This window comes from Natronorubrum daqingense (genome assembly GCF_001971705.1).
Taxonomy (GTDB): domain Archaea; phylum Halobacteriota; class Halobacteria; order Halobacteriales; family Natrialbaceae; genus Natronorubrum; species Natronorubrum daqingense.
Genome location: NZ_CP019327.1, coordinates 3,127,281 through 3,148,332 on the forward strand (window position 1 = coordinate 3,127,281; position 21,052 = coordinate 3,148,332).

General features: G+C 63.3%; 18 protein-coding genes. 11 read left to right on the top strand and 7 right to left on the bottom strand.

Going from position 1 to position 21,052, the window contains the following annotated elements; translation table 11 throughout:
- The first annotated feature begins 30 nt into the window (after nt 1–30).
- From BB347_RS15130 to BB347_RS15160, 7 genes are all read left to right on the top strand, one after another.
- Nucleotides 31–1,152, top strand: a complete 1,122-nt coding sequence (locus BB347_RS15130) for a twin-arginine translocase subunit TatC (protein ID WP_076582646.1) — start codon at nt 31–33, stop codon at nt 1,150–1,152.
- A gap of 311 nt (nt 1,153–1,463) precedes the next feature.
- The gene (gene nasA / locus BB347_RS15135) at nt 1,464–3,599 is read left to right on the top strand and encodes an assimilatory nitrate reductase NasA (RefSeq protein ID WP_076582644.1); all 2,136 of its coding nucleotides are present in this window, start codon (nt 1,464–1,466) and stop codon (nt 3,597–3,599) included.
- Nucleotides 3,600–4,056: 457 nt separating this feature from the next.
- Nucleotides 4,057–5,385, top strand: a complete 1,329-nt coding sequence (locus BB347_RS15140; RefSeq protein ID WP_076582642.1) for an MFS transporter — start codon at nt 4,057–4,059, stop codon at nt 5,383–5,385.
- Between the two features lie 270 nt (nt 5,386–5,655).
- Nucleotides 5,656–7,419 (top strand): nitrite/sulfite reductase, encoded by a 1,764-nt coding sequence (locus BB347_RS15145; protein ID WP_076582641.1) that lies wholly within the window; start codon nt 5,656–5,658, stop codon nt 7,417–7,419.
- Between the two features lie 352 nt (nt 7,420–7,771).
- Nucleotides 7,772–9,046, top strand: a complete 1,275-nt coding sequence (locus BB347_RS15150; RefSeq protein ID WP_083687773.1) for a TRAP transporter substrate-binding protein — start codon at nt 7,772–7,774, stop codon at nt 9,044–9,046.
- On the top strand, nt 9,033–9,656 hold the full coding sequence (locus BB347_RS15155) for a TRAP transporter small permease (protein WP_236995959.1): 624 nt from the start codon (nt 9,033–9,035) through the stop codon (nt 9,654–9,656). The genes BB347_RS15150 and BB347_RS15155 overlap by 14 nt, the downstream gene beginning before the upstream one ends.
- A complete protein-coding gene (locus BB347_RS15160) occupies nt 9,653–10,942 on the top strand; it encodes a TRAP transporter large permease (protein ID WP_076582639.1) in 1,290 nt (429 codons plus the stop codon). The genes BB347_RS15155 and BB347_RS15160 overlap by 4 nt, the downstream gene beginning before the upstream one ends.
- Nucleotides 10,943–10,962: 20 nt before the next feature.
- On the opposite strand, the gene BB347_RS15165 is transcribed toward BB347_RS15160, so the two are convergent.
- Nucleotides 10,963–11,319, bottom strand: a complete 357-nt coding sequence (locus BB347_RS15165) for a hypothetical protein (protein ID WP_076582638.1) — start codon at nt 11,317–11,319, stop codon at nt 10,963–10,965.
- 203 nt (nt 11,320–11,522) lie between these two features.
- Complete coding sequence (gene larE / locus BB347_RS15170) at nt 11,523–12,419, bottom strand: ATP-dependent sacrificial sulfur transferase LarE (protein WP_076582637.1); 897 nt, start codon at nt 12,417–12,419, stop codon at nt 11,523–11,525.
- Between the two features lie 132 nt (nt 12,420–12,551).
- Here larE and BB347_RS15175 point away from each other — a divergent pair, with 132 nt between their 5' ends.
- The gene (locus BB347_RS15175; RefSeq protein WP_076582932.1) at nt 12,552–13,121 is read left to right on the top strand and encodes a DUF6789 family protein; all 570 of its coding nucleotides are present in this window, start codon (nt 12,552–12,554) and stop codon (nt 13,119–13,121) included.
- Nucleotides 13,122–13,318: 197 nt separating this feature from the next.
- On the opposite strand, the gene BB347_RS15180 is transcribed toward BB347_RS15175, so the two are convergent.
- The 5 genes from BB347_RS15180 to hemB all read right to left on the bottom strand — a co-directional run bounded on the left by BB347_RS15180 (nt 13,319) and on the right by hemB (nt 19,368).
- Nucleotides 13,319–13,993, bottom strand: a complete 675-nt coding sequence (locus BB347_RS15180; protein ID WP_076582635.1) for a hypothetical protein — start codon at nt 13,991–13,993, stop codon at nt 13,319–13,321.
- A 60-nt stretch (nt 13,994–14,053) separates the two neighbouring features.
- Entirely contained in the window at nt 14,054–15,328 is a 1,275-nt protein-coding gene (gene hemL / locus BB347_RS15185) for a glutamate-1-semialdehyde 2,1-aminomutase (protein WP_076582634.1), read from the bottom strand.
- Between the two features lie 62 nt (nt 15,329–15,390).
- The gene (locus BB347_RS15190; protein ID WP_076582632.1) at nt 15,391–15,972 is read right to left on the bottom strand and encodes a PH domain-containing protein; all 582 of its coding nucleotides are present in this window, start codon (nt 15,970–15,972) and stop codon (nt 15,391–15,393) included.
- A gap of 154 nt (nt 15,973–16,126) precedes the next feature.
- A complete protein-coding gene (locus BB347_RS15195; protein WP_076582931.1) occupies nt 16,127–17,932 on the bottom strand; it encodes an ammonium transporter in 1,806 nt (601 codons plus the stop codon).
- Nucleotides 17,933–18,348: 416 nt separating this feature from the next.
- Nucleotides 18,349–19,368, bottom strand: a complete 1,020-nt coding sequence (gene hemB, locus BB347_RS15200) for a porphobilinogen synthase (RefSeq protein WP_076582929.1) — start codon at nt 19,366–19,368, stop codon at nt 18,349–18,351.
- Between the two features lie 154 nt (nt 19,369–19,522).
- Here hemB and BB347_RS19400 point away from each other — a divergent pair, with 154 nt between their 5' ends.
- The 3 genes from BB347_RS19400 (at nt 19,523) to BB347_RS15210 (ending at nt 20,987) form a co-directional block, all read left to right on the top strand.
- Nucleotides 19,523–19,672 (top strand): hypothetical protein, encoded by a 150-nt coding sequence (locus BB347_RS19400; RefSeq protein ID WP_168170963.1) that lies wholly within the window; start codon nt 19,523–19,525, stop codon nt 19,670–19,672.
- A 69-nt stretch (nt 19,673–19,741) separates the two neighbouring features.
- Complete coding sequence (locus BB347_RS15205) at nt 19,742–20,539, top strand: TrmB family transcriptional regulator (protein WP_076582631.1); 798 nt, start codon at nt 19,742–19,744, stop codon at nt 20,537–20,539.
- 124 nt (nt 20,540–20,663) lie between these two features.
- On the top strand, nt 20,664–20,987 hold the full coding sequence (locus BB347_RS15210) for a 4Fe-4S dicluster domain-containing protein (protein WP_076582629.1): 324 nt from the start codon (nt 20,664–20,666) through the stop codon (nt 20,985–20,987).
- The last annotated feature ends 65 nt before the right edge of the window (nt 20,988–21,052 follow it).

Sequence of the window (21,052 nt, forward strand, 5' to 3'; positions counted from 1 at the left end):
ATAACCAGTGGCCGTTTGATATCCCGATAGATGTCGGACGAGCCGGCGGACGACATGGCTGTCGATGATCCCGCTAGCGACGCCGAGGGGTCGACGGAGACCGACGACGAGCCGCTGCCATCCGAGATGGACGGCGAGGAGGACCCGTCCGCCGACGAAGATGCCGAACGGTCAACCGAATCCGACGCTGCGTCCGATGGTGAAGCAGATGACGATTCTGGCGCTGAAGCCGACAACGCCGAGGCTGACGACGAATCTGACGACGAGGCAGACGGCGCCGAAACTGACGACAACGCGGACGATGCTGAAGGCGACGACGCGGACCAATCGATCGAAACCGACGGCGAGGGGTACGTCCAGGACCGACCCGACAGCGCCGGGGAACCGGTTGACCCCCTCTCCGACGACGTCGGCGGCATTTCGACGCCGCCGGACGACGAGGAGATGCCCCTCGCCGACCACATCGAGGAGATGGTCCTTCGATTCGCGGTCGTCATACTCGTCGGTGCGGCCGGGACCGCGATCGGCTTGCTCTTCGCCTCACAGGGCATCAGCTACGTCTGGGACGACATTTTCCCCGGCGCAGCGGAAAACGCGCCCCCACCACACATTTACCACCCACTCGAGCTGTGGTTGACCCGGATCAAGTTCTCGGCCCTGCTCGGAATCATGATGGCGCTGCCGGTGTTCGTCTACCAGTGTTACCGGTTCATGCGACCGGGACTCTACCCCAACGAGCGCAAGTACTACCTCGCGGCGGTGCCGATGAGCGTCGTCCTCGCCGCCCTCGGGATGTTGTTTTCCTACGTGCTCGTCTTGCCGATCCTCTTCGAGTACTTCACGTTCTACGCGGAGGGGAGTGCGGACATTGCGTACGCCCTCGGCGAGACCTTCGACCTCGTCATCACGCTGACCGGCTTCCTCGCGATCGTCTTCCAGATTCCGCTGTTCATCATGCTCGCGATCATGATGGGCGTGACGACCCGGCGGTGGCTGGCCGACAAGCGCCTGTATTTCTGGGCGGCCTTCTTCGGCCTCTCGTTCATGTTCACCATGGACCCGACGATGATGGCCCCCATCCTGGTCGCTATCACGATGATCATGCTCTTTGAGGGCACGTTGCTCGTCCTCAAGTGGGTCGGGAAAGAGTAAGCCCGTCCACACCGTTGTTCTTCAACTCGATCGTTCGCCCGCTCGAGTGGGGTGAATTCCGTGGATGGTCGTACAGAAACCCGCCGGTACTCGAGCGATTCGGTCCTTATATTCTCCCTATCCATCGGTAGATTACTGGATCGGCGACTTCTTCAGTCAAAAAGTAGGATATTGTAAACGATCACGGTTTAGTAGCTTCATACGTTTTCTATCGTCGTGAAATAGTCTATGAGTTTGAGTGAAATGGCGTTCGATTGGTGTGTTTGTAAACCACACACTCGTCGTGGCGACGCCGACTCGAGGTGGCGTGTGTGACGGAACTCGTACCGACGACCTGCATGCGATGTGCCGTCGGCTGCGGACACGTCCACCGGCCCGTCGAACAGGGGTACGGCCTCGACGTCGTTCGTGGCGACGCCGCCCATCCAGTCAACAACGGACTCGCCTGCCAGCGCGGGATCAGCGAGTCCGTCGACCCCGGCGACAAGTGGCTCACCCGCCCGCTCGTCCGACGAGACGGTGAACTGGTGGCGACGACCTGGGAGACGGCCCTCGAGCGCGCGGCGGAAGGCCTCGATACGGCACTCGAGGACGGCCCCGATAGCGTCGCCGTGTTGGGAAGCGGCCAGCAGACCAACGAGGCGGCCTACGCCCTCGGGAAGCTCGCTCGCGGCGGATTCGGAACCAGCTACTACGACGCCAACACGACGCTGTGTATGGCCTCGGCGGTCACCGCCTACTACGACGCATTCGGCAGCGACGCCCCGCCGCCGACGTACGACGACATTCCCGAGGCCGAGACCCACCTCGTCTGGGGGGCCAACCCCGCTGCGGCCCACCCGGTCATGTTTCGGTGGATCAATCAGTCCGCGGACGCCGCAGACTCCGAACTGATCGTCGTCGACCCCATCGAGAGCGAGACCGTCGAGGTCGCGGACTATCACGTGCCACTCGAGCCCGGCGGCGACGTCGACCTCGCGCGGGCGATTCTCGCTCGAGCCGTCGAAACCGACCGCGTCGACGAGGAGTTCGTCGCCGACGCGACCGACGGATTCGACGAACTCTGCGACCAGCTTCCGGACGCCGCCGACGCGGCCGAGGCCGCCGGCGTCACCCTCGAGATGGTCGACCGAATCGCAACGGCACTCGAGTCGCCGACGCTGCTCTACTGGGGGATGGGGATCAATCAGAGTGTCAACGGAACCGCCGCTTCGGGCGCGTTGATCGATCTCTGTCTGGCGACGGGCAACCTCCGTCCCGGTTCGGGGCCGTTCTCGCTGACCGGCCAGGCGAACTCGATGGGGACGCGCGTCTGTTCCTCGAAGGGGACCTGGCCGGGCCACCGCCCCTTCGGCGACGCCGAGCACCGCAACGCGGTCGCCGAGGCGTGGGACGTTCCCGAATCGAGACTTCCCGCCGATCCCGGCCCCGGTCCCGTCGGTATCGTCGATGCGATCGGCGAGGACGTCTCCGCCGTCTACGCGGTTGCGACCAACCCGCTCGCGGGGATGCCGGATACGACGCACGTCCGCGAGCAACTCGAGGACGCGTTTCTCGTCGTCCAGGACGCGTTCCGCAGCGAGACGGTCGAACTCGCCGACGTCGTCCTCCCGGCGGCGACGTGGGGCGAATCGTCGGGCACGACGACCAACATGGAGCGCACCGTCTCGCGCGTCCGCGCGGCGACGGAGACGCCCGCCGGCGTCAGAACCGACCTCGAGTTGATCGGCGACCTCGCGGACCGACTGGTCCCCTCCCTCTTCGAGGAGTCCCTCGAGCCCGAATCGGTCTTCGCGGAACTGGCTGCCCTGACGGAAGGGACGCCCGCCGACCTCTCGGGGATCAGCTACGAGCGTCTCGATCACGAGGTTGCGGTTCGATGGCCGGCACCCGAACCCGACGTCTCGGCGGGGTACCGCTACTACGACGGTCCGGCGAGAGACGACGACGAGCGAAAGACGACCGGCGAAGAGCGGGCGGAGTCGTGGTCGTTTCCGACGCCGACCGGTCGCGCGCAGTTCTCGACGGGGACGACACAGCCCCTCCCCGAGCCCACAGACGAGACCTATCCGCTCACTTTGACGACGGCTCGGCGACCGGACGCGTACAACACGGGCGTGCGAGCCCGCGAAGACGAGCCGACGGCCCGCGTCAGCCCCGCGACGGCCGTCGCCCTCGCCGACGAACTCGAGTCTGGCGAGTCGGAGGGCGATGGCGGATACGGCCGCGTCGTCTCCCGGCGCGGATCGATCACCGTTCGCGTCGAACCCGACGAGTCGATCCCCGACGGCGTCGTCTGGCTGCCGATCCACCAGCCCGCGGTGAACGAACTCACCGTCTCTGCCGTCGACCCGCGCTCGAAGGAACCGAACTTCAAGCAGTGTGCCGTCCGTCTCGAGCGCCCGCGAGATCGTCCGACGAGCGCCCTCGCCGACGCGAGCGCGTGAAGGCGAGCGCTGTGTCCCTCCGTCTAGCGAGCGCGCGTCGACGACGACCGCCGCCCGCCGACCTCGAGCCGACGTTTCGATCCGCGTTCGTGTGATTTGGTCACGGATCGCACCGTTTCTGGTTTCCGTTCGTCAAACAATGGGCGGTTTCGCTCGCACCATCGTCCTAATATTGGCTATATCTGATTTGATATCCGATTTCCTCCACCAAATCTCTAAACATTCGGCCATCTGTAAACGATCACTGTTATGTGGTTTAGAAACGTGGCCGTGTAATGTGAATTGAAGCGTGTTTGGAGGAAAAATAACGGCCGATGGTTTGGATCGTTCACTCGAGGTGAGTCGCCGTGACGCGTAGGTACTGGCCGACGCGGTGCGTGAAATCGGCCGGAAGCGGTCGAGGTACAGCTGGGAATCCGAATCGAACCGTCGTTTGGACGACTGTCCAGGTGAGGCGATGACCGGAGCCGACGCCGCCCCAATCCGCGGCAATCAACACCGAGCGCTCTCGATTCTGACGATCGGGTATTTCGTCGGCTTCGCCGGTGTCGTCGTCTACGGCCCCGTCGCGACCGAGTTCGAAGACGTGCTGGGGCTCTCCGGCGTGTTGCTCGGATTATTGGTCGCGGCCCCGCAGTTGACGGGGTCGCTGTTGCGCATTCCCTTCAGCGCGTGGGCCGACAGCGCCGGTGCCAAGAAACCCTTCGCCATCCTGCTCGGCCTGTCGGCGCTCGGCATGGGCGGCCTGTTGACGATCCTGATCACGACCTATCCCGACGGATTGTCGATGGTCCATTACCCCCTCATCTTCGTCTTCGGCGCGCTCAGCGGCTGCGGGATCGCGGCCTTTTCCGTCGGAATCACCGACATCACCTACTGGTACCGCGCGAACCGCCGGGGAACGATGCTCGCACTCTTCGCCGGACTCGGGACGACCTCGCCCGGCCTGTTCACGATCGTCTCGCCCATCGCGCTCGGTGCCGTGGGCCTGACGGGGACGTACGCCGCCTGGTTCGTCTTCCTCCTCGTCGGTACCGTCGTCTTCGTGATGTTCGCCGTCGATTCGCCGTACTTCCAGTATCGAAAGCGCGGCCTCGAGGAGTCCGAGGCGAAAGCGAAGGCAGCGGATGCCGGCCAGGAGTTGTTCCCCAGTGGTGACGCGATGCAGTCGATCCGAACGGCGGCGACGATCCCGCGCTCGTGGATGCTCACGGCGATGTTCTTCGTCTCCTTCGGGGGCTACCTCGCGCTAACCACCTGGTATCCCTCCTACTGGCACAATCTCCACGGACTGGACATCCAGACCGCAGGGATCGTCACGGCCCTGACGTTCACGCTCCTCTCGGCGCTCTTTCGCGCCGCGGGTGGCGCAGTCAGCGACCGCTTCGGCGGCGAAGTAACGACGATCTCGAGTTTCGTCGTCGTCGTGGTCTCGACGCTCGCACTCGTGTTCACGCACGACCTTTACGTCGCACTCGTCGCCACGGTGACGCTCGGTGCCGGATTGGGGGTCGCGAGCGCGGCGATCTACCAGCTCCTGCCGCGATACGTTCCCGACGCTGTCGGCGGTGCGTCGGGTCTCGTCGGCGGACTCGGTGGTTTCGGCGGGTTCGTCGTGCCGCCGATTCTCGGTCTGTTCGTCGATTTGCAGGGTGTAAGCGGCTACGCGACCGGGTTCGTCGTCTACCTCGTTGTCGGACTCCTCGCACTCGCCATCGCCGTCTCCCTCTATCGAGACCAGCCAGCACCGACGACACCGTCCGTTCCGGCCCCCGCGGACGACTGACGCCGCGGCGTCGCTGCGCTCGTTTTCTCGAGTCGCGTCCGGCCCTCACATCTTCAACTAGCGCCGACGATCGCTTCCGATTCACATCCTAATACAGTCAATATTCGATTGTAGATACTCCGTTCGACGACTAACAATACTAAAAATTAGTTATTTGTAAACGATTACTATTATAGGGTTTAGAGACGTGGGTTTGAAACATGAATTCCGAAACAACTGAGAGGGAAACGCTGCGTATGGAGTCGGAATGTGGTTTCGAGGTGGTCGTCGATGGTCCATAAGAAAGAAGACCAGAAAGACGACTGCTACGGCGACGAGGTTCGCGAACACATTCTCGAGTTCGCGGAAAACGGTGGCTACGAGGCCATTCCGGAAGACGAACGCGAGACGTGGTTCACCCGGTTCAAATTCTGGGGGCTCTTCCACCAGCGCAGCGGACAGGAGTCGTACTTCATGATGCGACTGACGAACGCCAGCGGTATCTTGGAACCGGGACAACTCCGAGCCATCGGCGAAGTCGCCGGCGAGTACGCGACCGGTCCCGTCGAAAACCCCGAGTTCGGAAACGGCTGGATCGATCTCACGACCCGACAGTCCGTCCAACTGCACTGGCTCAAACTCGAGGACGTGCCGGAAATCTGGGAGCAACTCGAGGCCGAGGGCGTCCACTCCCGGTCGGCGGGCGGCGATACGATGCGGAACATTTCGGGTTCCGCCCTCCACGGCAAGGTCGAGGAGTACGTCGACTCCGGCCCGCTACTCGAGCGCTTCGAGGAGGAACTTCGCGGTGACGACGCGCTCGCGAACATGCCCCGGAAGTTCAACATCAGCGTGACCGGGACGAAATCCGGCTGTGCGCAGGATTCGCTCAACGATATCGGCTTCGAGCCGGCCAGAAAGGAGATCGGGGGCGAGACGGTCAAGGGATTCAACGTGCGCATCGGCGGCGGCCTCGGCGGCCGACAGCCCCGTGCTGCGACGCCACTCGACGTCTTCGTTCGACCCGAAAACGCCTACGAGGTCGGCCGCGGATTCGTCCAACTCTACCACGACTACGGCGGTCGACAGAACCGTTCGAAGAATCGGACTCGCTTTTTCGCCGACGACTGGGGAATGGAGAAGATTCGCGAGACGCTCCAAGAAGAGTACGTCGACTTCGAGATGCACCGTGCGGGCGAGGACTTCCGCGAGGAGTACACCTACAACGCCGGTTCGACGACCGAAGGTAAACACGACCACGTCGGCGTCTACGAGCAGAAACAGGACGGCCTCAACTACGTCGGGCTGAGCGTTCCCATCGGTCGCCTGCCCGCCGAGGACGCCGTCGCCCTCGCCGACCTCGCCGACGAGTACGGCTCCGGCGAACTCCGTCTCACCCGCCGCCAGAACCCGGTCATCGTCGACGTGCACGACGACGACCTCGAGTCCCTGCTCGCGGATCCGCTCCTCGCTTCGTACCCGCCCGAACCGAGCCCCTTCGAGCGCGGGGCGATGGCCTGTACGGGCACCGAGTTCTGTTCGATCGCGCTCACGGAAACGAAGGGTCGGATGGCGCGAATGCTGCGCTGGCTCAACGCGAACGTCGACCTGCCCGAGGACGTCGGCAAGATCAAGATGCACTACTCCGGGTGTACCGCCGACTGCGGACAGGCGATGACGGCCGATATCGGCCTCCAGGGAATGCGCGCCCGGAAGGACGGCCAGATGGTCGAGGCATTCGACATCGGCGTTGGCGGCGGCGTTGGCGAGAACCCGTCGTTCGTCGAGTGGATCCAACAGCGCGTTCCGGCGGACGAAGCACCCGGCGCGATCCGCAATCTGTTGGAGGCGTTTGCAGCCCACAGAAGTGATGGACAGACGTTCCGCCAGTGGGTCGAGTCGGTCGGCACCGAGGCGCTCGTCGAGTTCTGCGAACCCGAAGAGACCGACTTCGAGGCACCGTACATGGCCGACGCGAAGCAATCCTGGTACCCCTTCGCGGAGGAACCGTCGGCGAGCGCGGCTGAAGGGTCGGTCGCTCCGTCCGACGACTGAGACGGTCCGTTGTGATTCGGTACCGGCAATCGCTCGACCAGGGCAGCGATCATCACTAAAACGGTTCACCGATTCGTACGAGCGGTCTGGTGGCGCATTTATTGGTGTCACTGCAGGACGGTCGGGACTGCACCGAGACTGACGGACACCAATCCGTCTGCGGTCGACTCAACGCACAGCCGTCTCTTTTCAGGTACAATATTCGACATGTTACTCCGAAAGCACAGGTCTTTTCCGGACGCTGTCATTATCATGGGTCAGTTGTCATTGATCGGCTCAATTACTGCTGTTATCGGTCGATTTGATAGTACCACTACGATGGAAACTCTGCACACGCGACGATAGCACACTCGTGATACGCGTAACTGATGACACGACAGATAGCGATAGCACTGCTCGAGAATCACCGACGCGAGATTCGCCGAACACCGATGGGACGCCGACGCGGCGAGCATACCTCGGCACCCTCGGTACTCTCGCAGCGACGGGCGTGAGTGCGGGTTGTATCGACGTGACGACGGGAACCGACGGCGACGACGTGACCGAGTTCACCGCGGGGACGTTCGCCCACGAGGGCGGCCACTGCATGGACTGCGTGGACCCCTCTCCGGGCTGGGCGATCAGCGAGGAACTCGAGGAGCGTTCCGGCGGTGACGTGGTGATGAACCTCCACGGGGAAGACCAGGTCTGTGACAGCACGACCTGCGGTGGGAAAGCCCAGCAGGGCATTCTCGAGGCCGGCTACGCCTCGATTGCCAACGGGAACAACTTCTGGCCGGAGAACAACATCTGGTTACTCCCGTATACGTTTCCGAACCGGGCGTCGCTCTCTTACACGCTCTTCGACGAGCGAATCTGGGAGAATTACTGGGTGCCCTTCGCCCAGCAGTACGGAATCTTCCCGTTCTACGCCTGGTCGCCGTCGCTCCGGAATCTCTTGCTCTCGGAGGAGGCGACGGAGATCGCAGACGGACGGGTGCGAACGCCCGACGACCTCGAGGAGATTCGACTCCGTCGCTCGAACTCGCGACCGCCGAAAGTCGCGCTCGAGGAGTGGGGGGCGACCGCACCCGAACTCTCGTGGGGCGACACCGTCCAGGGGATGGACACGGGCGTCGTCCACGGCCTCGAGACGTGGTCGGGAGTCGGGATCGCCGGCGGTATGGACGAGGTCGTCGATCAGGTGACGCTCGTCGACTTCATGGCCGGACAGGGCGTCATGTGGGTCAGTACCGACTGGCTGCAATCGCTCTCCGACGACCACCGGCAACTCATCGCCGACGTGACTCGCGAACTGAGCGAGGCGGTCATCCAGCAGACCGACGAAATCGTCGACGAACGCGTCGGCCACGCGGATCCGCCCCCGGAGGATACCGGCTACGGCGAGCAGGACATCACCGTCAACGACCTCGACGACGACGAACTCGAGCAGTGGCGCGATCCCGTCGATCCCGCCGAGAACCCGGAGATGTACGAGGAAGAACTCGAGCGCGTCGAGGCGATGGACCTCCCGGTGGACGACTTCTACGACTACATCTGGGAAATCGCACGCGAATCGAGCGTTCCGGATTCGGCTGCCGACGTCACGCTCGACGCCTGGTGGGGTGAGTACCTTGCCCAACTCTAACGTGACGGTCGTCGAGACGCTTCGAAAACGGGTGGCCGACGGCGAGGTGACGACCTCTCTCGAGCGCTACTTCGAGGGCTATCTCGCGATGGTCTTGCTCGCAATCGTGGCCCTTCTCGTGTTCGTCGACGTCGTCAACCGAACGGTTCGTGGCACCCAATTCGTCTGGGGGCTCGAGGTCGTCGAAGGGCTGTTCATCTGGATCACGTGGCTGAGCGCGGCATTCGCGGTTCGACACTCTTCGCATCTGCGATTCACGCTGTTGCGCCAGCGGTGGTCCGCCCGTCGCAACTACGTGATGTACTGGGTCGAGTGGGTGCTGTGGTTCGTCGTCGTCGGCACTATCTTCTGGCACTCGATCCCCGAACTCGAGCGCCACGCCGAAGCCGGTCGCATCGTCGTCGGGACGAGCATTCCCGACACGCTGTTTTACCTCGCAGTACCCGTCGGGACGGCGTTGATCCTCCTGCGAGTCGGCCAGGAGATCCTGCACGTGACGCGACGGTACCGACGCGGCGACACCATCGAACCGACCGCTTCGATCGAAATCGAAGATCGAGCGTACGACACGACCGACGATGTCGACGACACCGACGGTGAGAGCCAATGATCGCTATTAGCCTCGAACTCGCATTGCTCGCGCTGACCGTTCTCTGTCTCCTGTTGTTCTTCGGCGGGGTGCAGATCTTCCTCGTCTTCGGACTCTGGGCGCTTGGCTTCTACACGATGGTTCCGGAGTTCCCGGCGAGCAACATGAGCATCCTCGCGTTCAGTGAACTCGAGAGCTTCACGTACGTCGCGATTCCGCTGTTCGTGCTCGTCGGCGACCTGATCAATCGGGCGCGGATCTCGGACGAGATCATCGAGTTCTCCCGGGCCTGTATCGGCTGGCTCCCCGGCAGCACCGGAAACACCTCGATCGGCTGTTCGGCGATTTTCTCGGCGATTACGGGCTCGAACGCCGCGACGACCGCCTCCGTCGGGAAGGCACTCCATCCGCCGATGGACGATGAAGGCTACGACGAGTCCTACGCCGCGGCGACGATCGCCTCGGGCGGAATCGTCGGGACGGTCCTCCCGCCGAGCGTCCTGTTGATCGTCTACGGCGTGATGTACGGCGTCTCCGTTCCCGATCTGTTCATCGCGGGCATCGTTCCGGGAATCGCGATCCTCTTCGGTCTCGTCGCCGTCAACACAACGCTCTCGTGGCGAAACGACTACGGTCAGGACAGTTCGGCGTTCGAGTTCCAGCCGTGGGAAATAGTGCAGACGGCGTGGCAGGCGAAAGTCGGCCTCGGCACGATCGTGATCCTCCTGGGTGGCATCTACATCGGGATCTTCACCCCCTCGGAAGCCGCCGCCGTCGCCGTCTTCTACATCCTGCTCATGTCGGTCGCACTCGGGAAGATCACGAGACTCGAGCAGGTCGTCAGCGCGAGTTTCACGTCGCTGCTGTTGATCGGCGTCATCCTCCCGATCGTGGTCGCTGCGGTGGCGATCCAGCAGAATCTGTCGTTCCTCGGCATTCAAGAAGCCGTTAGCGAGGCTCTGCTCTCGCTTGGCTCGCCGTGGCTCGTCATGCTCGCGATGATGCTCATCATGCTCGCGACCGGGTCCGTGCTGGCGTCGGTGCCGAACATCGCGCTAACGGTGCCGTTGTTGACGCCCGCCGCAATGGAACTGGGCCTCGATCCGGTGACGTGGGCGATCATCTTCATCATCAGTGACGCCATCGGCTTCATCACGCCGCCGTACGGCCTCAACCTCTACATCATCAGCGGAATTACCGACATCGACTACCTCCGCGTCACCTACGACGCGTTGCCGTACCTCGGCATGTTGATTGCCGTCTGGGCGCTGTTCTTCGCCGTCCCCGAACTGAACGTGTTGGCCTGACGCGGCTCCATCCGTTCAGTTCAGCGATGTTCTCGCGTCCGCTGGTAGGCGTACTCGAGGGCGTCCTCGAGCGAGCCTGGGCCGTCGTAGCTGGCCGAAAAGAGATCCATGAACTGGGTGGCGATACGCGTACAGCGTTCGAAGGTGAGAACGGTTCGAACGCGGATCGTCTCGGAGAGGTCGAGGCCGGGATACGTCGTCGCGGTCAGCGCGTACCCCGGGTGGTCTTCGCCGTCGAGCGACGCCGGGGCAACCTTGAGTCGGATATCACCCGACTCGTGGCGATAGGTGTGATACTGCATGTCTCGGTCCGTGTCGGCCGGCGTGTACGTCCGACGGTCTTCTGTGGTCCACTCGAACGGGACGTCTGCATCCATCAACCAGTGATACCATCCCTATCACAACGTCCGTATCGAATTGTGCAATATTCCCGGACGGAAACGCAGAACTACATCCATTGGTGGGTTTTCCACGGGGAAGGCGGTTATATTCTGGAAACATGTCGAACTCGAGTCTCGCCTTTCGAACGATCGAGAATCTGCAATCTACTCTCTCCTCAGTCTGACTCGAATGGGGCCGATCAGTCGTCCGTTCGCGACTCGGCGGCGAAGACGTCGTCGACGAGTGGCTCGTCCGCGGCCGCGTCGGCTTCCTCGCGACTCGCATCCTCGCTTTCGGGGCTGACGCTCCCCGTCCGGTAGCCGTGGAGGTCGAGCGTGACGTGATCGAATCCCAACCCCTCGAGTTCCTCGCGAACCGTTTCGACGAACTCGCGTTGGAGCGCGCGCTCGAGTTCGTCGGGGGCGACTTCGATGCGCGCCAACCCGTCGTGGTCGCGCACGCGGAACTGATCGAAGCCCCACTGGCGCAACAGCGCTTCGGCGCGCTCGACGCGCGTGAGTCGCTCCTCGGTGACCTCGAGTCCGGTCGGAATCCGCGAGGAGAGACAGGCCATCGAGGGCTTGTCCGCGACCGAGAGGCCGTAGTGGGTCGCGATTTCGCGAACCTCGTCTTTGCGCACGTCGTGGGCTAAAAGCGGCGAGTGAACCTCGAGTTCGTCGACCGCCTGCAAGCCGGGTCGATGGCCCGCACCTGGGTCGTCCGCGTTCGTCCCGTCACAGACCGTTTCGATTCCCAGTTCGCGAGCCGTCTCGAGCATCTCACCGAGGCGCATTGTCCGGCAGTGATAGCAGCGTTCGTCGTCGTTCTCGACGAACGCGTCGCTCTCGAGTTCGGAGAAGGAGACGACTTCGTGGCGGATGCCGATCTCCTCGGCGACCGCGCGGGCGTCCTCGAGTTCGGCCTCGGGGAGCGTCTCGCTCTTTGCCGTACAGGCGACCGCGTCCTCGCCGAGGGCGTCGTGTGCGAGTGCGGCCACGACGCTCGAGTCGACCCCGCCGGAGAAGGCTACCAACACGCCGTCGTGTCCTTCGAGGTCGTCCCGGGCGGCCTCGAGTTTCGCCTCGACCGTAGTCATGTCCTGCCGTTCGTCCCCGACGGGCAAAAGCGCGTTGTCGTGGCTCGCCCGCTCAGGCGCTACCCGCACCGTCGACCCATCCATTGCACACCTGAGTGTTAAGTCACTGTGCGTGGACTCCTCGAGAACACGATGGTTGTGCTCAATCTCGTCCGGCGAGTCCGTTCGGCGAGTCGTACTCGAACCGATCCGGAATCCGCGGACGCACACTCACGCGTCGAACACGCAAGCGGTGCGGCGATCCGGGGCTTGCAGGCGGGGTTCGTCGCGACGATCATCATGACGGCGTTTCGACTGCCGATCCTCCGGTCGTTGCCGCCGTCCGCGAATTTCTGGTCGCAGTACGTCTCCGGTGGCGACCCCGAGGATCACCCGATTGTGGGTCTCCTGTTGCACTTCGTCTACGGCGTGCAAGCCGGAGCGATCTTCGGCGCACTGTTCGCTCTCCAAGACGCCGAACGATCGATCGAACCCGAGCAACGCGGCATCGTCTGGGGATCGATCTACGGCATGGTCCTCTCGGCGTTTGGCTCACAGGTCATGCTCAAGGAGATCCTCGACATCCGACTCGAAGCCGACGAACTCGCCCTCTTTCACGCGGGCCACCTCGTCTACGGCCTCTCGCTCGGCGCGTGGGTCGGTTCCCGAACCGAGGGCGTCGAGGATCCGGACGAAGAGTACGAGTACGACGACGGTAACTGACTTTCTCTCCACCGCTTCCGACGAATTTATCCGGGGTTCGTGTCGCCGATCACGCCGACGATCCGGCCGCACCCAGGTCTCGACGGAAGTGTCTGAGTCGAGCGCTTCGAGCGCTCTGGCCGTTTCACGTTCGACTGGAGCGCCATACTCGCTTTTCGTGGCAGAACCGAGGTGTCCCGTTCGAACGCGACGTGCCCTCAGGGTGTCCCCAGTTCGCCTCGTCGCCGAACGAGATAGTAGCCCGCGACGACGGGTTGGACCACTGGTATAGAGAGACTGAGAAACGCGATGGCCAGGTAGACGCCCGGATTCGGACGCCACGCCCCTCCTTCCGTACAGACGTAGGCTGCGTCCTGATGGATCGCGACCGGGAACGTGCCGAAGGCGATCGCCCCTGCGAGTCCGATCGCCGCGGCGAGGAGCCCCGGAATCGTGAACACGATCGCCACGAGGGCGACGACGAACCCGCCCACCGTCGTCACGAGCGAGAGGGCGACGACGAGCCACCAGCCGTCCCACCCCGATCGCGTGCCAAAGCGTCGGTGGCGACGCGCGAGGTAGATCACGCCCGCAATCGGCGCAGAGACGAGGGCCACGCCGGCGTTGAGCCACGGATTCGGTCGCCAGTTGCCACTCGCTCGCGGCCGCCGCCGGATCCGACGTGCGTCGAAAAAGATCGCGACGAAGACGCCGAGCGTCAAAACGGTGTATCCGATACTTCCCAGCAGAAACAACCCGAACTGCAACCCCGGCACGCCGGGTTCTGTTTCCTGCAGGACGCCGACGACGCCGACGCCGATCACCGGCGGAAAGAGGTACAACAGTCGCTCGATCACCCGTTCCCAGCCGAGTTCGTCGACGTGCGTTCTCATCTCGAGGATGCGTGCTACCGTGCCCGTCTACTCGATCGTCCGAACCGACCTCCCCGTCGCTTACAGCGCGTGTTTGTACGCCTCGAGCGTCTCGTCGACGTCTTCGTCGGTGTGGCCGTAGCTGACGAACTGACACTCGAATTGGTTCTGGGAGAGGAAGACGCCCTGTTCTTTCATCTGGCCCCAGAAGATTCGCCGCCAGCGGTCGGTTTCGGCGTTTTTCACGTCCGCGGCGTTCCGTGGCGCTTGGCCGTCGCGAGTGAAAATCACCTTGAACATCCCGGCGGTGCCGGCGACGGTGTACTCGGGTGCCTGATCGTCGACGATATCCGAGAGCCCGTCACGGAGTCGGTCGCCGAGTTCGTCGATGTGGTCGTAGACGTCGTTCTCCGCGGCGAAGCGCAGGCTCTCGAGGCCGGCGGCCATGGTGACGGGATGTCCCGAGAAGGTGCCGGCCTGGAAGACGGGGCCGGAGGGGGCGAACTGTTCGATGAGGTCGGCGCGACCGCCGACGGCACCGACGGGGAAACCGCCGCCGATGAGCTTTCCGAAGGTCGTCAGGTCCGGCGTGACGTCGAACTCGCTCTGGGCACAACCCAGGCCACCGACGCGGAAGCCGGTGATGACCTCGTCGAAGATGAGCAGCGAGTCGTGTTCCTCGGTGATCTCGCGGAGGAACTCGTGGTAGCCGTCCTCGGGGTGGACGATGCCGTAGTTGCCGAGGATCGGTTCGGTCATCACGGCCGCGATGTCGTCGCCGTGTTCCTCGAAGGCCTCGCGGACGGCCGTCTCGTCGTTGAACGGCACGGGAATCGTGTGTTCGGCGAACGACTGCGGAATGCCCGCCGAGGAGGGTGCGACGCTCTCGGCGTCGCCTTCGACCAGGGTCGACTCCTGTGCGCCGTGGTAGCCGCCCTGGTTGACCACGATCTTGTTCCGGCCGGTGGCACCTCGAGCGAGTCTGACCGCCGAGACGGTGGCCTCTGTCCCGGAGTTGACGAAGCGAATCTTCTCGACGCTCGGGACGTGTCGGACGACGAACTCCGCGAGGTCGACTTCGATTTCGGTGGGCGTGCCGTACATCGGCCCCTCGCTCGCTTTCTGCTGAATCCGAGATTGTACCGGCTGGGGGAGGTCGTGACCCAGCATGAGCGGACCGAGGCCCATCACCCAGTCGATGTAGCGATTGCCGTCGGCGTCGATAACGTGTCCGCCGTCGCCGTTCTGGACGAAGAAGGGATAGGGTTCGATCGCCGCCCGAACGGCCGAGTTCACCCCGCCGGGCATGACCGAAAGCGCCCGGTCGTACAGCTCGCGCGAGTTGTCGTCGTTCATACCCGGGTGCTTCGGCGTGAACCGGGAAAGTAGTACCGAGGTTCGGTCGCCGTCCGCGTGGGTCAGTACTCGACGGCCTTCCGCTCGGACTGGCGCCGTCGAATCGTCTCGGCGACGTGCTCGTACTCCGGAACGCCAGGCAATCGGAGTCCCGACGTGCGAGTGAATCGCTGGGGGACAACGGCGTGAGAGACGGTGATCGTCCCGTAGCCCTGGTGGCGACCGAACGCGGACGCCTTCGTCTGCATGCTCCGGACGTCTTCCATCCACGTCTCGGTCGTCGTCCGCGCCGCAAATCCCGCGACGACGATGATTCGTCTGTCGGTGATGAGATAGTGCACTCGGCTTCGACGATACCAGACGTACCCCGCAATCGCGACGCTTGCGAGCACGCTGAGAACGGCGATACCGTCACCGAGTACGATGCCGACGAGTGCGATCACTGCCCCAACGGCGAGGTGGCCCGCCCACGCCCACCACGTCGGTTGCGCATCGACGAGCACCGTTTCGTCCTCGAGCAACGCCATCTCCGTTCTCGCCGAGCGCGTCTGTCGCGCGGATTCACGTTCCCCACCGTCCGATTCGTCGTAGCGCATCTCCGTCCCGCCCACCTGTTCTCGCCCCTTACCGTGTTGTCCTGACATTCACTCGAGACTCACAATCAGGACGAATAAACGTATTGGCAGGTTGGGTGGTTGTCGTTGCGTTTCTCCGGCCTATCGAAGCGTCGGAACCCGGAGAAGCGGAACTCAAAATGTCAAACCGAAAAGAAAACCAGCAACCCCTCGCGAACTGACCTTAGACGGCGTCCTGTCCGCTGTTTCCGGTCCGAACCTGGTAGGCGCCCTCGACGGGGATGACGAAAATTTTCCCGTCGCCGGGCTCGCCGGTGTTCGCGGCGTCCGCGATGGCGTCGACGACGTCGCCGGCCGGAATGTCCGCGACGACGCACTCGATTTTGACCTTCTGGTGGAGGTCGACCGTGTACTCCTCGCCGCGCCACTGGCCCTTCTTGGCGGGCTGAGAGCCGCGCCCGGAGACGTTCGTGACCGTGAGCGACGGTGCGCCGATTTCGGCGAGGCCCTTCTTGACCGCACCGAGGCGATCCGGACGGATGATCGCGGTGACCAGTTTGAGTTCGCCGTCGTTGGGTTCGCCACCGTCAGAGCGAAGCTCTGACGAGGATTGGTTCTCTTCGTTCACCTCACCACCGTCCGTGCGGATGACCTTGTCATCGGTGTAGCCGCCGTCGGTCGCGACGTCTGGCCCACCGAATTCTGGGTAGGTGTCGACGCCGTGCTCGGCGAGGTCGAGGCCGTCGCGTTCGTGGTCGGGCGTGACTCGAGCTTCACCGATGGCCTTGAAGGCGCCCCAGACGACTGCAGTTGCCACAACCGTCCAGATCGTAATGACCGCAACGCCGATGATCTGTGGTGCGAACGCACTCGCTTCGATCGAGAGAATGCCGCCGGAGATGACGCCGCCACCGATGGCGCTTCCCTCGAGCGACCAGAGTGGGTAGAGTATCAGTCCGAGCATCCCTGCAGTCCCGTGGACCGGGAACACTGCACAGACGTCGTCGATCTTGAGTTTCTCGTCGACGAGTTTGAAGACGATCGGGAGCTGTGCGCCGGCGATAAATCCGATCGCGATCGCACCCATCGGGGTGATGAGGTCCGTCGGACCCGTGACGCCGACGAGGCCGGCGAGCATGCCGTTGGCGACGTAAAGCGTATCGACCTTCCCGTTCAGTGCCAGCGAAACGCTCGAGGCACCGAGTGCACCGAGTCCCATCCCGAGGGCGGTGACGATCGCGACACTGCCGACGTATCCGAAGTCACCGAGCTCGAGGACCCCATCGGCGGCCGATTCGGGATTAAACACCGTCGCGGCCGTCCCGACGTTGAAGCCGAACCAGCCGAAACAGAGGATCAGCGTCCCCAGCACGGCAAACGTCAGCGAGTGACCGGGGATAATGTTGACGCTGCCGTCGTCGTTGTACTTGTCCATGCGAGCGCCGAGAATCCAGGCTGCGGTCAGCCCGGCGACGCCGCCGACGCCGTGGACGACCATCCCTCCCGCGAAGTCGGCGAAGCCGAGATCGGCGAGGATCGGCGCGTCGGCGCCCGGTGCGTACCAAACCATCGCGGCGACGACCGGGTAGATGACTGCGGCGAGCAGGAACGTGTACGTGACGTAGGCGCGCAATTTCGCGCGGCCCGCCACTGCACCAGACACGATCGTCGCGGCGGTCATCGCGAACACCGCGCTAAACAGGATTTCGGCCATGTCGTAGCCGCCATCGACGCCGAACTGCGTCAGCGCGCTGGAACCGCTGCCACCGCCGAGTATCGTCCCGACGTTGTTCGAAATGCCCATTCCGATCGCGAAGAACACGAGAATTCCGACCGCCCAAGTTAGCATGTTCTTCGTCAACTGGTTCGCGACGTTCTTCGAGCGGACCTGTCCCGCCTCGAGCATCGCGAATCCGGCGTGCATGAAGAAGATCAGGAACGTCGCGGCGAGCATCCACACGAGGTTGACCCCCGTCGCGAGCGACTCGACCTCTTCGGCACTAATTTCGAGGAGCACGGGATCGATCATGCCCATCCCTCCACTGATCCGTCGGAACTATCTGCGTATTGTGGTTGTTTGTCCACCGTTTCTCCAACTTGGTCCATAGATGTGTTCCAAATCACGTCTGAGTGGGATGGACCAGTCACATATAACGATTAGCGTTGATGTTTGGATGATAAAACGGGTGTACTAGGCACGAACGTAAAAATCTAGATTGACTATTATGTGTATAAGGGTACGGGCGATGGAACGTGACCGAGTCGTCCGCGAGAGATGTGTGCTTTCTCAATCCCGACGAGACCGTTTTCGTTCCTGAACGCGTCAAAAATCACCGCTCCACCGTCACTTTGTGGATCCGTCCCGTCGCGCGCGGCAGATGTTGCCTCGCTCACGGCAGAGTCGACCGCTGGTGGACGTTCGTCCGAAACACCCCGTCTGTGGACTTACGCGGGGAGCGATTCGGCGACGTCCTCCGCGAAGTACGTCAGAATCAGATCCGCACCCGCCCGTTTGATCGAGAGCAGCGACTCGAGCGCGACTTCCTCGAGGTCGAGCCAGCCTTTCTCGGCCGCGGCGTGGAGCATAGCGTACTCGCCGGAGACGTTGTACGCGGCGACCGGGTGATCGAACTCCCGGCGAATATCCGAGACGATGTCGAGGTACGGCAAGGCGGGCTTGACCATCAGCACATCCGCGCCTTGCTCGACGTCGAGTCGAACCTCGCGCATGGCTTCGCGCGCGTTCGCGGGATCCATCTGGTAGTGCCGACGGTTGCCGAAGGCCGGTGCGCCGTCGGCCGCGTCGCGAAACGGCCCGTAGAACGCGCTCTGATACTTCGCCGCGTAGCTCATAATTGGGACGTGCTCGAACCCTTCGCGGTCGAGCCCCTCCCGGATCGCCCCGACCATCCCGTCCATCATGCCGCTGGGAGCGATCATGTCCGCCCCCGCCTCGGCGTGGGAGACGGCGATGCGGTCGAGCGCCTCGAGCGTGGCGTCGTTGTCCACCGTCAGCGTCGGTTCGCAGGCCGGGCCGCCGTCGACGCGCTCGCCGTCGCCCCGGAGTGGCTCCTCGAGTGGCCCGCAGTGGCCGTGGTCGGTGTACTCACAGAGACAGACGTCGGTGACGACGTACGTGTCTGTCTCGGCCGTAATTCGACGCGTCGCTTCCTGGATGACGCCGTCTTCGGCCCAGGCGCGCGTTCCGTCGGGATCTTTCGATTCCGGAATTCCGAACAGCATAATCGCCTCGACGCCGGTCTCGCGGACTTCCTCGACGCGGTCGACGACCTCGCGAAGCGGAACGCGTTCGTGCCCCGGCATCGTCTCGATGGGGACTCGCTCCTCGGTCGTCGCATCGACGAACACCGGCGCGATGAGGTCCGCGGGCTCGAGACTCGTCTCGCTGACGAGCCCGCGGACCCGGTCCTGACGGAGCCGGCGAGGGCGATGGGTGAGATCCATATGGTCCATCTATAGAGGGACGGGTCAAAAGCGGCGCGCTCTGTCGTCGCTGGGACGGCCGCGGCCGAAGCTGTTGTTACGACTGGAACATCGCCATCGGTACTTCGAGAACACTCGCAGACTGCTTATCCGTCCGACGAGCAAACGAGGGTTCATGGCAACACAACCACGTCAGCGAGGTGCCGCACGGTGTCGTGACTGCGGGAGAGCGCTGGCAGTCTGGGTGGCTGCCGACGATATTCGACCGATCGGAAGCGCCGACGGCTGTCCGTGTGGAAGCACCGCGTTTCGCGTCTTCGAGTAACGACCGTCCGTTCACCGGCGTGGCGAGTGCAGGCCCCGCCATTTTGCTCCGTGACCCCTTTTTGAGACCGTGTCCGACGCGGAGGAAGCCGTTTCCGCACTCTACGAACTCGGCCTTACGGAGTACGAAGCACGTTGCTTCGTCGCGCTCACTCGGCTCTCGAGTGGCACCGCAAAGGAAATCAGTCAGGTCGCGGACGTTCCCCGGTCGCGCGTGTACGACACGATCGAACGCCTCGAACGACGGGGTCTGGTCAACGTTCAACAGACCGATCCACGCGAGTACAACGCCGTCGAGATCGACACGGCCTGTCGTCGAATCCGCGAGGACTACGATTCGCGAATCAACGCTGCCGAAAACGCCCTCGAGAACCTCGAGCGCCCGGAGTCCAAAGCGGACGAAGGGATGTGGGCGATCACGCAACAAGAGTACGTGACCGAACGGATCGTCACGTTTCTGGACGACGCCGAGGAGATCGTTCACTACATCGCGCCGGCGACCGAGATGGCGCGTCAGGAAATCATCGAGGGCCTGGCAAACGCGGCTGAACGCGGGGCTTCCGTCTACATCGAAGTACCGACGGAAGACGATCGTGACGCGTTCGAGATCGACGACCCGAACATGACCATCGTCGTCTCGCCGGACCTTCAGTCCACGGAGGAAGTCTACGCCGAGTTTCCGGGCCAACTACTTATGACGGACAACCGGGAAATCATCGCAACGGGGCTCAAACAGAGCGACCTTCCCGGCGTGACCAACGAGATGGCCGTCTGGTCGTACGGTCGCGACCACGGCTTCGCCGTCTGGATGCGCGAACTCCTCAACGACAGACTCGAGCGCGTTTCTTCGTTCGACGCCGACTCGTAGTCCGCGGGTGGTTCCGTCGAACTCTGGCACTGTCTGACCAGTGTACGGATCGACAGGAGGTGTGCACGGATCGACAGCAGGCGTATACTTTTAAGTACGCGCCACCTGTTTTCATCTGTTAGCAATGGCCATAGATCCACAGTTTCACGAGAATCGCGAGCAGGTCGACGAACACGAGGGCCACGTCGTCTGGGGACCGGTCGACGAACCCGAAGAACTCGGCATCCACGGCACCCACGTCGCGGTCGACTTCGACCTCTGTATCGCCGACGGCGCCTGTCTCGAGGACTGTCCCGTCGACGTCTTCGAGTGGGTCGACACCCCCGGTCACCCCGAAAGCGAGGAGAAGGCAGATCCGGCGAAGGAAGCCCAGTGTATCGATTGCATGCTCTGTGTCGACGTCTGTCCGGTCGACGCGATCGACGTCGACGCCGGCCGAACGGCCTGAGCGTCGGGTCGTTCGAGCAGCGCACGTTCCTCGTCCACTGCAGACAGATTTCGTCGAGCGCGTCG

Excerpts from the sequence above, each read along its gene's own strand:
- BB347_RS15160 (WP_076582639.1), top strand. The coding sequence starts at position 9,653 with ATGATCGCTATTAGCCTCGAACTCGCATTGCTCGCGCTGACCGTTCTC.
- BB347_RS15190 (WP_076582632.1), bottom strand. The coding sequence starts at position 15,972 with ATGTCAGGACAACACGGTAAGGGGCGAGAACAGGTGGGCGGGACGGAG.
- BB347_RS15195 (WP_076582931.1), bottom strand. The coding sequence starts at position 17,932 with ATGATCGATCCCGTGCTCCTCGAAATTAGTGCCGAAGAGGTCGAGTCG.
- BB347_RS15145 (WP_076582641.1), top strand. The coding sequence starts at position 5,656 with ATGGTCCATAAGAAAGAAGACCAGAAAGACGACTGCTACGGCGACGAG.
- BB347_RS15130 (WP_076582646.1), top strand. The coding sequence starts at position 31 with ATGTCGGACGAGCCGGCGGACGACATGGCTGTCGATGATCCCGCTAGC.
- BB347_RS15165 (WP_076582638.1), bottom strand. The coding sequence starts at position 11,319 with ATGGATGCAGACGTCCCGTTCGAGTGGACCACAGAAGACCGTCGGACG.
- BB347_RS15180 (WP_076582635.1), bottom strand. The coding sequence starts at position 13,993 with ATGAGAACGCACGTCGACGAACTCGGCTGGGAACGGGTGATCGAGCGA.
- BB347_RS15175 (WP_076582932.1), top strand. The coding sequence starts at position 12,552 with ATGGTTGTGCTCAATCTCGTCCGGCGAGTCCGTTCGGCGAGTCGTACT.
- larE (WP_076582637.1), bottom strand. The coding sequence starts at position 12,419 with ATGACTACGGTCGAGGCGAAACTCGAGGCCGCCCGGGACGACCTCGAA.
- BB347_RS15140 (WP_076582642.1), top strand. The coding sequence starts at position 4,057 with ATGACCGGAGCCGACGCCGCCCCAATCCGCGGCAATCAACACCGAGCG.
- hemL (WP_076582634.1), bottom strand. The coding sequence starts at position 15,328 with ATGAACGACGACAACTCGCGCGAGCTGTACGACCGGGCGCTTTCGGTC.
- BB347_RS19400 (WP_168170963.1), top strand. The coding sequence starts at position 19,523 with ATGGCAACACAACCACGTCAGCGAGGTGCCGCACGGTGTCGTGACTGC.
- BB347_RS15210 (WP_076582629.1), top strand. The coding sequence starts at position 20,664 with ATGGCCATAGATCCACAGTTTCACGAGAATCGCGAGCAGGTCGACGAA.
- hemB (WP_076582929.1), bottom strand. The coding sequence starts at position 19,368 with ATGGATCTCACCCATCGCCCTCGCCGGCTCCGTCAGGACCGGGTCCGC.